This window comes from Proteus sp. G2675, assembly GCF_963886535.1.
Lineage (GTDB): Bacteria > Pseudomonadota > Gammaproteobacteria > Enterobacterales > Enterobacteriaceae > Proteus > Proteus mirabilis.
In genome coordinates this window covers 165453-180134 of sequence record NZ_CAWPCB010000038.1, presented here as the reverse complement: position 1 = coordinate 180134, position 14682 = coordinate 165453, and the positions used below count along the sequence as shown (strand labels likewise).

Here is a 14682-nt window from a genome sequence, read left to right as displayed (position 1 = left end):
TCGAACTGTGGCACAACGAGACTATGTGGGACGAGGACAGTCATCTGCTCGTCGTAAAAAGACAACGAAAGGCAAAGGTAAAAAGGCGGCCAGTGGGTTGCCTTTAACCACACTTATTGTAGCAATTGCGCTTGTGGCGCTATTTGTTGGCGGCCTCTATTTTATTACCCATAATAAAAAAGAGGTTGTCGAACCAACGTCATCAAGTGCAGGGCAACAACCAACTAACAACTTACCACCTAAACCGCAAGAGCGTTGGCAATATATCAAAGAGCTTGAGAATCGACAGGTGGGGAACCCATTACAGCCACCAGCGACCTCTTCAGGGAGCCAGATTAATCCGAAAGCGACACTTTCACCGGAGCAATTACGTTTTTTACAACAAATTGAAGCGGATAAACGTCAACCGGCGGTAGAGTTACCAGAAGTGCCTTATAACGGTGAAGTACCACGTTCACAGGTTGTCATTACCCCACCGACAACCACCGCACCTTCGGTACAACCTTCGCAACCTTCAGCACCGGTAAAACAGGAGCCTGCACCTGCGATAACAACACCAAAACCTGCGACGACTGAAGCGCGCTTTTTAGTCCAATGCGGTTCATTTAAAACCAATGAACAAGCCGAATCTGTACGCGCAACCTTAGCATTTTCCGGTATCGAAAGCCGTGTGACCAAAGGAAATGACGGCTGGATCCGCGTTTTATCTGGCCCATTTAATAAAGAGCAAGCCAATACGCTAAGCCGTCAAGCTGCAGGCGCAGGTGTATCAGGTTGTATTCTTCGTACTGCAGGGGGTTGAAAAATAAAATTTCTCCCCCACCTATAAATCTAATTCACATAATGGGCTGTGTTTTTTCTGATATTAAAGCACAACCCACTTCTTTTTATTGATAAACCAGGGGCTGACTCATGACTACAATCGTAAGTGTTCGCCGTAATGGCCAAGTCGTAATCGGTGGTGATGGACAGGCGACGATGGGTAATACCGTCATGAAAGGTAATGTTCGCAAAGTACGCCGTCTTTATAACGACAAAGTGATTGCGGGATTTGCCGGCGGCACTGCTGATGCTTTCACACTTTTTGAACTTTTTGAGCGTAAATTAGAGCTCCATCAAGGCCATTTAACTAAAGCCGCTGTTGAACTTGCGAAAGATTGGCGTACAGACAGAATGTTACGCAAACTAGAAGCATTACTGGCTGTGGCAGACGAAACAACATCTTTGATTATCACCGGTAACGGTGATGTTGTGCAGCCAGAAAACGATCTGATTGCTATTGGTTCTGGTGGCCCTTATGCACAAGCAGCGGCGAGAGCGATGTTAGAAAACACCGATCTAAGTGCACGCGAAATTGCGGAAAAAGCACTGAATATTGCCGGTGATATCTGCATCTACACCAACCATAATGTCAACTTTGAAGAAATCTCTTCAAAAGAGTAAGGATTTGAGAGCATGTCCGAAATGACTCCTCGCGAAATTGCCAGCGAACTCGACAGATTTATTATTGGTCAAGATAAGGCCAAACGTGCGGTTGCTATTGCACTGCGTAACCGCTGGCGTCGCATGCAGCTTGATGAAGCGCTGCGTCATGAAGTAACCCCAAAAAATATTTTGATGATTGGACCTACAGGGGTAGGTAAAACTGAAATTGCACGTCGTTTAGCAAAATTAGCCAATGCACCTTTTATCAAAGTCGAAGCCACAAAATTCACTGAAGTGGGTTATGTAGGTAAAGAAGTCGATTCTATTATCCGCGATTTAACTGATTCTGCTGTTAAAATGGTACGTAGCCAAGCGATTGAAAAAAATCGTTACCGTGCTGAAGAAATGGCAGAAGAGCGTATTCTTGATGTACTGATCCCACCAGCAAAAAATAACTGGGGAGTCACAGAATCGGCATCATCCTCAGAGCCTTCAGCAGCGCGCCAAGCGTTCCGTAAGAAACTCCGTGAAGGCCAATTAGACGACAAAGAGATTGAAATTGAATTAGCGGCTACCCCAATGGGTGTTGAAATTATGGCACCTCCAGGCATGGAAGAGATGACTAATCAATTACAATCCATGTTCCAAAATTTAGCGGGACAAAAGCAAAAAGCGCGTAAGATGAAAATCAAAGAAGCGTTTAAACTGATTGTCGAAGAAGAAGCCGCTAAACTGGTTAATCCTGAAGAGTTAAAACAACAAGCCATCGATGCAGTTGAGCAACATGGTATCGTGTTTATTGATGAAGTAGATAAAATCTGTAAACGTGGTGGTCAAAGCTCTGGCCCTGATGTTTCTCGTGAAGGTGTACAACGTGACCTATTACCACTGGTAGAAGGTTGCACCGTATCCACTAAGCACGGTATGGTGAAAACAGATCATATTCTGTTTATTGCCTCAGGCGCATTCCAAGTCTCTAGTCCTTCTGACTTAATTCCTGAGTTACAAGGCCGTCTGCCTATTCGTGTTGAACTACAAGCACTGACTGCAGAAGATTTTGAGCGTATCCTTACTGAGCCAAATGCATCATTAACAAAACAGTATCAAGCATTAATGGCTACCGAAGGGGTAAGCATTAACTTTAGCCAAGACGGTATTCGCAAAATTGCCGAATCTGCATGGCGTGTAAATGAAACCACTGAAAACATCGGTGCACGTCGTCTACATACGGTATTAGAGCGTTTAATGGAAGAAATTTCCTATGATGCGAGTGAACGTCAAGGCGAAACTATTCTTATTGATGCAGAATATGTGAAACAGCATCTGGATGAGCTTGTAGCAGATGAAGATCTGAGTCGATTTATTTTATAATCAACTTATGCGATCCTTAATCAGCAATATTAACGTGGGAGGCTTGCCTCCCATTCTTATTTTTATAATAACAACGAACATGAGTATTGAATTTCAGCATGAGCGCTCAACATTCCATTAGCCGGACACAAGCCTGGCTTGAAAGTTTACGACCCAAAACCCTACCTTTAGGGTTAATTGCTATTGTGACAGGCTCCGCCTTAGCGTATTGGACGGGTCATTTTGAGCTACCTATTGCATTACTGGCGATTTTAACTGCTGGCACACTACAAATTCTCTCTAACTTAGCGAATGACTATGGTGATGCCGTTAAAGGGACAGATACTGAAGAGCGATTAGGGCCACTGCGTGGAATGCAAAAAGGGGTTATCACCCCTGCTCAAATGAAAAAAGCCTTAATTATCAATGTAATTATCTCCTGTATTTCAGGTATCGCCTTGATAATTGTCGCCTGTAAAAAACCCGAAGATGCTATTGGCTTTTTAGTGATGGGCTTATTGGCTATCGTGGCTGCCATTACCTATACCGTAGGGAAACGCCCTTATGGCTATATGGGATTGGGCGATATTTCGGTATTAATTTTCTTTGGCTGGCTAAGTGTGATTGGCACTTATTATTTGCAAGCTAATGCTTTTAATATTGTGACACTACTGCCTGCCACCGCCTGCGGACTGCTCTCGGTCGCAGTACTTAACATTAACAATATGCGTGATCTTGAAAACGACATTCAAGCCGGTAAAAATACCTTGGCGGTGCGTTTGGGGGCTTCTGGCTCACGGATTTACCACACCTGCGTGATTGCCATAGCCATTATCTGTTTGATTGTGTTCACCCTGATTTATATGCACCGTTGGACGGCGTGGCTATTTTTATTAGCCGTTCCCATGCTATTACTGCATATTAAACGCGTTAATGCCGATCTTAGTGGCGAAGCCATGCGACCACTGCTTGAACATATGGTCAAAGCGGCGCTGTTAACCAATATTCTTTTTTCTTTAGGTTTAGTTTTAGAGTAATTTACCGCTATTGTTGATTTGACTCACTGAATTGTCAGTGAGTCTTTTGCCAACACCCCCTGTTAAGGGATATACTGAACTTTCCTGAGGCAACCTGACGTAAATCCTATGAAATATGATACTTCTGAACTCTGTGATATCTATCAAGAAGATATCAATGTCGTAGAACCGCTTTTCTCAAACTTTGGTGGTCGTAGCTCTTTTGGTGGACAAATTACCACTGTCAAATGTTTTGAAGACAATGGTCTGCTTTATGACTTGCTAGAAGAAAACGGTAAAGATCGTATTCTATTAGTTGATGGCGGAGGCTCTGTCCGCAAAGCGCTAGTCGACGCTGAATTGGCACAACTGGCGGTACTCAACGAATGGGAAGGTATTGTTGTTTATGGTGCAGTACGCCAAGTGGACGCTTTATCTGAGCTTGATTTAGGCATTCAAGCGATGGCTGCCATTCCTGCAGGTTGCCCAAGTGAAGGCATCGGCGACAGTGATATCCGCGTAAACTTTGGTGGTGTTACTTTCTTCTCTGGTGATTACCTTTATGCTGATAATACTGGCATTATCTTATCTGAAGAGCCTTTAGGCTTAGATGATGACGATTTAGATGATGATTTATTAGAAGAATAATAGACCATTCTCTTATTAACAAAGATAACGCATAAAGCGACAAAAGCCACTTTATCAGTGGCTTTGTTTTTAACTGGTGAAAACGGTGGACGATTATTGTACGTCTTCCATTTTTCCTAGCAGAGCACGTAAACGCTCTTGCCAGCTTGATTGCTCTTGTTTCAGCTCTTCGTTTTCACGAACCAAAGCTTCTCTTGATTCTCTTGCGCCCTGCACTTCTTGATTCAGTGCATCATTTTTCTCTTTTAGCTCTTCAATTTCCATCTGTAATAATGTGATGGTATCTAGTGCTTGTTGTACTTTTGACTCTAATTTTTCAAAAACTTCAAATGACATACTGTAATCCCCCATATAATCGATACTCCCGATTGTAAGTAGCCTATCAACAACTGTCTAGCATCTTCCGTGGAATTACCTGCTTTTTTCAATTTAACAAAAATACTGGTCTGATCACACTCCTAGTGTTGTACAAGTCACTATTTAAGAGCGTTTTCACTCATTTTCATGATGGGACACACAAAATTCAATTTCGCTTATTCTCGTTTACGCTCATTAACGATAAATTTACAGTTATCTTTTCAATACGAAAAGAATACTAACAATTAAAATCACCCTCTTTCAGGATAGAATATATGAGCCAGACGAAAACCTCTCTTATGGGTCAATGCATTTCCGAGTTTATCGGTACTGCATTGCTAGTCTTCTTTGGTCTTGGTTGTGTTGCAGCAGCACGTATCGCAGGCGCTCAACTCGGTCTTTGGGAGATAAGTATTATCTGGGGCTTAGGTGTTGCCTTAGCCGTTTACCTTACTGCGGGTACCTCTGGTGCTCACCTCAACCCAGCGGTCACAGTCGCATTCTGGTTGTTTGCGTGCTTTGAACGTAAAAAAGTTATCCCTTATATTGTTGCACAAATGTTAGGTGGTTTTTTTGCCGCCGCTGTTGTGTACTTTATGTATTACAATTTATTTATCGACTACGAACAGGTCAACGGAATTGTACGAGGATCACAAGAAAGCCTCTTTACTGCGGGCGTCTTCTCTACTTACCCAGCAGCCCAAATCTCTGTGATCCACGCATTTTTTATCGAAGTAATTATTGCCGTTATCCTCGTTGGCTTAATTTTAGCCTTAACAGATGATGGTAACGGTGTACCTCGTGGGCCTTTAGCACCATTACTTATCGGTATTCTGATTGCGGTTATCGGTGGTGCATTTGGTCCATTAACTGGATTCGCCTTAAACCCTGCCCGTGATTTTGGGCCAAAATTAGTCGCATTCTTTGCCGGATGGGGTGATATTGCTTTAACAGGTGGACGCGATATTCCTTATTTCTTAGTCCCACTCATTGCTCCAATGATTGGGGGTATTTTAGGCGCACTTGCTTATCGTAAACTTATTGGCCGTCACTTACCTTGTGATACCTGCAAAATTGAAAACGACAAATAACGATGCAAGCAATATCGTTGATTATGAAAACAGGTTACTAACATGACAACAGAAACAAACAAATCGAATAGTGAAAAAAAATATATCGTTGCTCTGGATCAGGGAACAACCAGTTCACGCGCTGTCGTAATCGATCATGACGCCAACATTGTTAGCATCTCACAACGCGAATTTACCCAAATTTATCCTAAGCCCGGCTGGGTTGAGCACGATCCAATGGAAATCTGGGCAACTCAAAGCGCAACGCTAATTGAAGTATTGGCCAAAGAAGACATCCCTTCTGATCATGTTGCCGGTATCGGTATTACCAACCAACGTGAAACGACTATCGTCTGGGAAAAAGAGACCGGTAAACCTATCTATAATGCTATTGTGTGGCAATGTCGCCGTACTGCAGACTTTTGTACTCGCTTAAAAGATCAAGAAGGGGTTGAAGAGTACATTCGTCAAAATACTGGGCTTATGGTTGACCCCTATTTTTCAGGCACCAAATTAAAATGGATCCTCGATAATGTTGAAGGCGCTCGTGAACGAGCAGAAAAAGGAGAGTTACTCTTTGGTACCGTTGATACTTGGTTAGTCTGGAAAATGACACAAGGTCGTGTTCACGTAACAGATTATACCAACGCTTCACGTACTATGTTGTTTAATATTCACTCTTTAGATTGGGATCAAAAAATCCTCGATCTGCTGAATATTCCCCGCAATATGCTACCTAAAGTGGTGCCTTCTTCTGAAGTTTATGGTCAAACCAACATTGGTGGTAAAGGTGGTACACGTATTCCTATCGCCGGTATGGCTGGTGACCAACAAGCGGCACTCTATGGTCAGCTCTGTGTACAAAGCGGTATGGCAAAAAACACCTACGGAACAGGCTGCTTCTTGCTGATGAATACGGGTAAAGAAGCCGTGCGCTCTAACCACGGTCTATTAACCACTATCTGCTGTGGCCCACGTGGTGAAGTAAACTATGCCTTAGAAGGTGCAGTCTTCGTCGGTGGTGCTTCCATTCAGTGGCTACGTGATGAGCTAAAATTAATTGATGAAGCAACTGACTCAGAATACTTTGCCACTAAAGTTAATGACACCAACGGTGTTTATGTCGTACCTGCATTTACTGGCTTAGGCGCACCTTATTGGGATCCGTATGCCCGTGGCGCTATCTTCGGTTTAACCCGTGGCGCTAACCGTAATCATATTATTCGAGCTACTTTAGAATCTATCGCTTATCAAACCCGCGATGTCCTTGATGCGATGCAAGCAGACTCCGGAGCACGCTTACAAGCACTACGTGTAGATGGTGGTGCCGTTGCCAATAACTTCTTAATGCAGTTCCAATCTGACATCTTAGGTACCCGTGTTGAACGTCCTGTGGTACGTGAAAGTACTGCGTTAGGGGCTGCGTTCCTTGCAGGCCTTGCGGTAGGTTTCTGGTCTGATCTGGAAGAGGTAAAAAATAAAGCTGAGATTGATAAAGAGTTCCGCCCAGGTATTGAAACCACAGAGCGTAATTATCGTTATAACGGCTGGAAAAAAGCGGTTGCCCGTGCACAAGAATGGGAAGATCGCGGTTAATCGCTAATTCCCCCCGATGAGAGAGAATTCGCCTAGGCGACATAAAACAAATGCCGATAGTAGATATTACACTATCGGCATTTTTATTGGCGAAAACTTAAAGGCAGTCATTAAACCGTATTCTGCTGATGACTAAAACGGTGTGATAACGGGATCCAACACAACATAATAGCCACTGACATAATAAACATAATCATTCCTAAGCTAAATTGATTATGTTGTGGCAATAGTGCAGAGAACCAGGTTGCTATCCCTGAGCCAACATTTTGCAATCCGCCCACCAACGCACCAGCCGCTCCGGCTAAATAAGGGAATGGCTCCATCGCCCCTGTCGTTGCCAGCGGAAATAGCATCCCAGCGCCAAAGAAAAACAGGGCAGCGGGCACCAGTAAAGTCCAAATATTAATAATATTCAGCCAGCCGGGAAGCCACATTAAAATACCTGCCGCTACACAGCAAAATACGGAGTGCCACATCAATTGCACAAAGGTTTTACCTTCACGCCCTGCGTACCACGCACCAAAGAAGGCCGCGGGAATAGGTAAAATAAATAGAATACTGATAGTAATACTATTTAAACCCAACACGCCTCCCATCAACACACCGCTGGAAGCTTCAAATACGGCAATACCTGATAATGCACAAATCAACATGATCAAAAAGGCACTAAAAGTACTGTTGGACAGCAATAAATAAAAAGATGACAACATACTGCGTCTTTCAGCCTGTACAGGTCGGGTTTCTGGCATCCAGTGATACATACTAAAGAGTACACTTCCTCCTAATAATAATAGGAAGATATAACAGGCATGCCAGCCAAAGAAGTGCGCCACCACCCCACCGATCATCGGCGCTAAGAGTGGACTGACTAACACCCCCATATTTAATAAGCTATTTGCATAGCGTAACGCAGTACCGGTATAGAGATCACGAGGCTGAGTACGGGTCATTACCCCTGCTACCCCAGTCCCCATTCCTTGTAAGGTACTGGCGATCACTAAGGTAGTTAAGTTCTGTGAAAAAATAGCCACGATCGTCGCTAAACAGAAAATACTCATCCCCACTAAAATAACCGGACGACGCCCTACTCGGTCAGAAATAGGGCCATAAATTAATTGTGAAAAACCATAAGAAAACAGATATGCGCCCATTACTTGCTGTACAGCACCTGTTGGCTCACCAAAATAGACAGCCATATCAGCAATCACAGGAACATAAATCGTCTGTGTCATTTGACCGACAGCAACCAGTGCAATAATCAGTAATAACAGATTTGCATGTTCTAACTTTCTCATTTCTTTTCTTTGCTCAGAAATTAAAAATTAACCGATTAACGGACAGGAAAGTGCTACAGAGCTTTGATAAAATAAACTCTGCAAAATGCACTTGCGCTAAATAATGAGACTAAGGTAACAAATCTAGCAAAATTTGCGAAGTAGTCAGCCATTTTTATCTCGTCAACGATGTCAGTGAAAAACACCATCGTTGTCAATATAAATGTACATTTTGTATTAACGATTAACGAAACTACAGATTAATATCGCCATCACATCATCTTGATAAATAAAAACGCCCTTCCTCTTTAGAATAAATTATCGACATAAGCGCTTTCCTAAAAAGGAGATAAGAGATTATGGCAAATTGGGTCACTGGAAAAGTCATTCAAGTTAGGTATTGGACAGATACATTAATCAGTTTAGTTGTACACGCCCCTATCGATAAGTTTACAGCAGGTCAATTTGCCAAACTGGCACTCGAAATTGACGGTGAACGTATACAACGCGCCTACTCTTATGTTAACTCCCCGCAAGATCCCAACTTAGAGTTCTATCTAGTCACTGTACCTGAAGGTAAACTCAGCCCACGCTTAGCGGCGTTAACCGTTGGTGATGAACTCTTAGTGACAGAACAAGCCAGTGGCTTTTTTGTTTTAGAAGAGGTGCCTAGCGCGAATACCTTATGGATGTTATCAACAGGTACGGCGATCGGGCCATTTCTCTCTATTTTACAACTTGGTGATGATCTCGACCGTTTCGAAAATATTGTTTTAGTCCATGCTGTACGCTACGCCCGTGATTTAAGCTATCTACCATTAATGGAGCAGTTAGCTGAACGCTACCAAGGGAAACTGCGTATCCAAACTATTGTCAGCCGTGAAAACCATATAGGCTCACTAACCGGACGCATTCCAGCATTAATTGAAAGTGGTGCATTAGAAAAAACCGTAGGATTAACCATTTCCCCAGAAGAGAGCCATATTATGCTATGTGGTAATCCAGAAATGGTAAGAGACACGCAACAGTTACTGAAAACACAGCGTGATATGAGAAAACATTTACGCCGCAAACCGGGACATATCACCAGTGAACAGTATTGGTAATGACAACATCAGGGCTGAATAACACTTTATTCAGCCCTGACTGTTTAGCAGTTACACACTTTAACGAAAACTTGAGTAGTCGACCTTTTCAGTCGTGGCACCAAAATAGTTTTCTCCTTGGGTGCCAATAAACACCCCACAATCTAACAACATGATCATCATAATAAATGATGGGAGAAAACGCCCTATCGCCCACTGCCAAAAGGGCTCTAAACTACTGGTATCAGTCAATCCTAGCATCACCGCCAGCAACAATAGTAACAGCCATGCACCACGTTTATTTCTATCGTGAAGTCGCTTAGTAAAAATGGCACATAACGGATATAAAATAGCCAGCGAAATTATCCCCACCAGCACAGCAGGCAATGAATAGTGCTGATTAACTGTATATAATCCGCAAAACAGCACAAAACAGAGTGCAAAACCCGCCCAAAAGTCACGGCGTCCAATTCGCCCTTTGAATGAAAAGGCCCAATGTTGTAAGGTCATTAATAATTTCTCAATATAGACTTATTTTAGTGAATTAAGCTGTCCATTTAACATCAAATAATACAGAGTGATTTTATAATATTCTATCGCACAACAGACCAAGGAGGACAGATGATAAAAAAAAGCACGCTTACTCAGTTAGCGCTTATCATAATAAGCATTGCTTTATCTTTGCCAACCCTTGCTATGGCAGCGTCGCCCTCTATTGCTCATCAACCCCCAACTAAAGATGATATTCTTTACCTTAAACAGGATGCCCCTGTTTTTGAAACCACCATTCCTGAGATAAGAGCTAAATTCAATCAAAATAATGCGACGTTATTTCTCAATGAATATAAAATTATCACCAACAACGATATTACTATTCCGTTAGTCAGAGCCGCGACACGAATAACCCCTTATTTATACTCATCAGCCGTATTAGAGCGTGGCAGTGAAAAAATTAAGAGTCTACAGCTCACCCTGATCCATTCACTTGATACGCCACAAATCGAAAAAGAGCATCAAGATACGGCAATGCGCTATATCACTGCATTAGTGACACAGTTTGATCCCTCTATTAATGCAACGCAAATTCAAGAGGTGCTCAATTTATTTGCTGTTAAACAAGATGTGCCTGCTTATATTAGCCATAATGTCGGTGCTATTCGCTATATTATTGCCCACGAGGACAATCAACTAACGACCTTTGCCATTGAACCGATTAAGCTTTCACTCAATAGCAATATCGATTCAGCTATTCCGTGATAAAAAACAAAGCTATTCTATTCAATGTTCTCTATACTGTTGTGCATCAACAGAATTTGAGTTTATCGATAAATTAAATTTAAACCACTCGGTTGGAGGAAAAGTTATGCGCCATCCATTAGTCATGGGTAACTGGAAACTTAACGGCAGCATTCATATGGTTCATGAATTAATCGCTGCATTACGTAAAGAAATCAGCGGTGTTGCTGGATGTGATGTTGCTATTGCACCACCAACAGTTTATCTGTGCCAAGCTCGTCATGAAATCGGTGGAAGCCGTATTGCGTTAGGTGCCCAAGATACCGGTGTTAACTTATCTGGTGCTTTCACTGGCGAAACTTCCCCAGAAATGCTGAAAAACGTTGATGTTAAATACGTGATCATCGGTCACTCTGAACGTCGCACTTACCATAAAGAATCTGATGAATTTATCGCACAAAAATTTGGTGTGTTAAAAGAGTTAGGCTTAACACCTGTGTTATGTATCGGTGAAACAGAAGCAGAAAACGAAGCTGGTAAAACACAAGAAGTGTGCGCACGTCAAATCGACGCTATTTTAAATGCACATGGTGCACAAGCATTCAAAGATGCAGTGATCGCTTATGAACCTATTTGGGCGATTGGTACAGGGAAATCAGCAACGCCTGCACAAGCACAAGCGGTACATAAATTTATTCGTGATCATATCGCTAAACAAGATGCGGCTATCGCTGAGCAAGTCATTATTCAATACGGCGGTTCAGTCAACGATAAAAACGCAGCAGAGCTATTTAGCCAACCTGATATCGACGGTGCATTAGTTGGTGGCGCGTCACTGAAAGCGGATGCCTTTGCTGTTATCGTGAAAGCAGCAGCAGAAGCGAAAGCGAAAAAATAACTTTGATAGCAAATCGTTATCTTACCGATAAATAACTATCACGAAAATCACCTTACTGCGTCTTAACAGAAGGTGATTTTTTTATGCGTTACTCGCTAATCACGTCGGCTGATTTCATCAAATATTCCCCCGGTGGCAAAATGAGTTTGTTGTGCTGATTGCCAATCGCCAAAAAGCTCATCAATAGTGAATAATTGCAGGGTTGGAAAACGTTTTTGATATTTTTCAGCAATGCTTTTATCTCTTGGACGATAATAGTTTTTAGCAGCAATTTCTTGCCCTTGAGGTGAATAAAGATACTCTAAATAAGCGGTTGCCACTTCCCGCGTACCTCGCTTATCAACCACTTTATCCACCACAGAGACGGTTGGCTCTGCCAAAATAGAGACGGAAGGGGTGACTATTTCAAACTTATCTGTACCTAACTCATTAATCGCCAATAACGCTTCATTTTCCCATGCAATTAACACATCACCAATACCACGCTCAACAAAAGTATTTGTCGCGCCTCTCGCGCCAGAGTCTAATACTTCAACCTGTTGATACAGTGACTTTACAAAGGCTTTCGCTTTTTCACTGTCTTGCTGATTGGCCTTTAATCCATATCCCCATGCAGCCAGATAATTCCATCTTGCTCCACCGGAGGTTTTAGGATTAGGTGTGATAATAGATACACCGGGTTTAATTAAAGAGTCCCAGTCGGTTATCTGTTTGGGATTACCTTTTCTCACTAAAAAAACAATGGTTGAGGTGTAAGGTGCTGAGTTATCAGGTAAGCGAGTGATCCACTGCTTATCTATACGTCCTCTTTGTGCAATGGCATCAATATCATAAGCTAATGCGAGGGTGACAATATCCGCTTCAATACCATTAATTACGGCGGTTGCCTGTTTACCAGAGCCACCATGAGATTGACGAATAGTCACATGATCGCCGGTTTTTTGTTGCCAATATTGACTAAATGCGTGGTTATATTGTTGATAAAGCTCTCGAGTCGGATCGTAAGAGACATTTAATAACTGAATATCCTTCGCCCAGATGCTTTGTGTAAACAGTGCCGTCAGCGCTAGCGTCGTCAATAATCCCCATCGTTTTAACATCGTTATCTACCCCTATCCTATTTCTAGTTGGTTTATTTGTTTTGTTTAACTAGGCTGACAGAAAGATTTATAACGATGAAATAATAAAAAACAGACTGTTATACGTAACAGATATATAGTTGAGAAAACGGGGACTCACACAGTCATTACCCATCAGATAAGAGAAGAAAAGCGCGTAGAATGAAATGTTTTCACTCGGGAAGCTGTTCTGATACAAGCTGATATTGCATCAGAACAGTCCACGAATAAGGATATAACTCAGAAAGGCTCTGGTAATAGAGTAAAACTATGGCTTAATACAGTTTTTTCGCAGTTTCATACCAATCGGCTTTAAAGACACGTTTCATATTCATAACCGCATCAATAATATCATGGTGAACCAGTTTTTCATTTTGGATCCCTACACAACGACCACCATAACCTTCAAGTAGCAGTTGTACAGAGTAAGCACCCATACGAGAGGCTAAAATACGATCGTAGGCAACCGGAGAGCCGCCACGTTGAATATGGCCTAATACAGTGGCACGTGTTTCATGTTTGGTTTCTGCTTCAATAAAACGTGCTAGCTCATGTACATCACACACATGTTCGGTAATTGCCACGATAGCATGACGTTTACCACGCTCAATACCCGCTTTAATTTCTGCTAATAATTCATCACGATCAAAAGGTAATTCGGATTCAGGCAATACCACGAACTCACAACCACCCGCAATAGCAGCGGATAAGGTTAAATCACCACAATAACGTCCCATCACTTCAACGATAGAGATACGTTTATGGGATGTTGAGGTATCACGTAAGCGGTCAATCGCTTCTACCGCCGTTTCTAACGCCGTGAAATAGCCAATAGTGTAATCAGTACCCGCAACGTCATTATCAATGGTGCCCGGTAAACCAATACATGGGAAACCCGCTTCAGTTAATTTTTTCGCCCCCAGATAAGAACCATCCCCCCCGATAACCACCAGTGCATCTAACTCATTTTGCTTCATATTTTCAATAGCAACGGCACGCACATTATCTTCGCGGAATTCTGGGAAACGCGCAGAGCCTAAAAAGGTACCACCACGGTTGATCATGTCTGACACACTAAAGCGATCGAGTTTTTTCATACGGTTTTCATATAAGCCCATATAGCCATCAAAAATACCGTACACTTCTAAACCCTCGCTGAGTGCTGCACGGACAACACCACGGATCGCGGCATTCATACCCGGTGCATCACCACCACTTGTTAAAACCCCAATTCTTTTGATCCCATTAACCATGATTACCTCTGATTCTTATTCGATATCATTATTGCAATATATTGTTGGAATAACTGTTATCTTAATACCGGCTTCACGAACGTAATCCACCGATATCTCAAATGCTGAATTGATTCAACAACCCCATTGTACGCATATTTTTTATCACTTCATCATCAACGTACATTTTTTTTTATAAACTTGATGCGCATTAAATTAATTGAGTAGCCTGTATAAATACTATACTAGTCTATCGTCTCTGTATTACACCGATAAGTTAACACTTTTTATACAGATACTTTACAGCCTTTTGCTATCTATCTCAAAAAACAGTGTGTTAGCCATATATTACTATCAAGATATAAAGTGTAATGGGC

Annotated in this window: 15 protein-coding genes; 10 read left to right on the top strand and 5 right to left on the bottom strand. The window is 42.2% G+C overall.

The genetic code is table 11. The features are described from left to right. The first annotated feature begins 7 nt into the window (after positions 1-7). The 5 genes from ftsN to rraA all read left to right on the top strand — a co-directional run bounded on the left by ftsN (position 8) and on the right by rraA (position 4439). Positions 8-802: a cell division protein FtsN gene (gene ftsN / locus AACQ49_RS14105; RefSeq protein WP_004246415.1), complete on the top strand. Its 795-nt coding sequence runs from the start codon at positions 8-10 to the stop codon at positions 800-802. Positions 803-912: 110 nt separating this feature from the next. Beyond that, complete coding sequence (gene hslV / locus AACQ49_RS14100; RefSeq protein ID WP_004246416.1) at positions 913-1443, top strand: ATP-dependent protease subunit HslV; 531 nt, start codon at positions 913-915, stop codon at positions 1441-1443. Positions 1444-1455: 12 nt separating this feature from the next. Further along, positions 1456-2796: an HslU--HslV peptidase ATPase subunit gene (hslU, locus tag AACQ49_RS14095; RefSeq protein WP_004246417.1), complete on the top strand. Its 1341-nt coding sequence runs from the start codon at positions 1456-1458 to the stop codon at positions 2794-2796. Positions 2797-2894: 98 nt separating this feature from the next. After that, positions 2895-3812 (top strand): 1,4-dihydroxy-2-naphthoate polyprenyltransferase, encoded by a 918-nt coding sequence (locus tag AACQ49_RS14090; protein ID WP_004249712.1) that lies wholly within the window; start codon positions 2895-2897, stop codon positions 3810-3812. Positions 3813-3920: 108 nt separating this feature from the next. After that, positions 3921-4439: a ribonuclease E activity regulator RraA gene (gene rraA, locus AACQ49_RS14085; protein WP_004246419.1), complete on the top strand. Its 519-nt coding sequence runs from the start codon at positions 3921-3923 to the stop codon at positions 4437-4439. A 93-nt stretch (positions 4440-4532) separates the two neighbouring features. On the opposite strand, the gene zapB is transcribed toward rraA, so the two are convergent. Beyond that, on the bottom strand, positions 4533-4775 hold the full coding sequence (zapB, locus tag AACQ49_RS14080; protein WP_012368679.1) for a cell division protein ZapB: 243 nt from the start codon (positions 4773-4775) through the stop codon (positions 4533-4535). 296 nt (positions 4776-5071) lie between these two features. Here zapB and AACQ49_RS14075 point away from each other — a divergent pair, with 296 nt between their 5' ends. Both AACQ49_RS14075 and glpK read left to right on the top strand, forming a co-directional pair. Beyond that, on the top strand, positions 5072-5887 hold the full coding sequence (locus AACQ49_RS14075) for an MIP/aquaporin family protein (RefSeq protein ID WP_004246421.1): 816 nt from the start codon (positions 5072-5074) through the stop codon (positions 5885-5887). Positions 5888-5929: 42 nt separating this feature from the next. Continuing rightward, the gene (glpK, locus tag AACQ49_RS14070) at positions 5930-7462 is read left to right on the top strand and encodes a glycerol kinase GlpK (RefSeq protein WP_004246422.1); all 1533 of its coding nucleotides are present in this window, start codon (positions 5930-5932) and stop codon (positions 7460-7462) included. 110 nt (positions 7463-7572) lie between these two features. Here glpK and emrD read toward each other — a convergent pair whose 3' ends face one another. Next, entirely contained in the window at positions 7573-8757 is a 1185-nt protein-coding gene (gene emrD, locus AACQ49_RS14065) for a multidrug efflux MFS transporter EmrD (RefSeq protein WP_004246423.1), read from the bottom strand. A gap of 338 nt (positions 8758-9095) precedes the next feature. Between emrD and fpr the strand changes: the two genes are divergently transcribed. Further along, positions 9096-9842: a ferredoxin--NADP(+) reductase gene (gene fpr / locus AACQ49_RS14060; RefSeq protein ID WP_004246424.1), complete on the top strand. Its 747-nt coding sequence runs from the start codon at positions 9096-9098 to the stop codon at positions 9840-9842. 60 nt (positions 9843-9902) lie between these two features. On the opposite strand, the gene AACQ49_RS14055 is transcribed toward fpr, so the two are convergent. Beyond that, positions 9903-10331, bottom strand: coding sequence for a DUF805 domain-containing protein (locus AACQ49_RS14055; protein ID WP_004249714.1), 429 nt, complete (start codon positions 10329-10331; stop codon positions 9903-9905). A gap of 111 nt (positions 10332-10442) precedes the next feature. Between AACQ49_RS14055 and AACQ49_RS14050 the strand changes: the two genes are divergently transcribed. Both AACQ49_RS14050 and tpiA read left to right on the top strand, forming a co-directional pair. After that, positions 10443-11078, top strand: coding sequence for a DUF1454 family protein (locus AACQ49_RS14050; RefSeq protein WP_012368676.1), 636 nt, complete (start codon positions 10443-10445; stop codon positions 11076-11078). A gap of 106 nt (positions 11079-11184) precedes the next feature. After that, the gene (gene tpiA / locus AACQ49_RS14045) at positions 11185-11955 is read left to right on the top strand and encodes a triose-phosphate isomerase (RefSeq protein WP_004249716.1); all 771 of its coding nucleotides are present in this window, start codon (positions 11185-11187) and stop codon (positions 11953-11955) included. Between the two features lie 95 nt (positions 11956-12050). Here tpiA and AACQ49_RS14040 read toward each other — a convergent pair whose 3' ends face one another. Then, entirely contained in the window at positions 12051-13055 is a 1005-nt protein-coding gene (locus tag AACQ49_RS14040) for a sulfate ABC transporter substrate-binding protein (protein WP_004249717.1), read from the bottom strand. Between the two features lie 293 nt (positions 13056-13348). Next, the gene (gene pfkA / locus AACQ49_RS14035) at positions 13349-14326 is read right to left on the bottom strand and encodes a 6-phosphofructokinase (RefSeq protein ID WP_004246429.1); all 978 of its coding nucleotides are present in this window, start codon (positions 14324-14326) and stop codon (positions 13349-13351) included. Between the last annotated feature and the right edge of the window lie 356 nt (positions 14327-14682).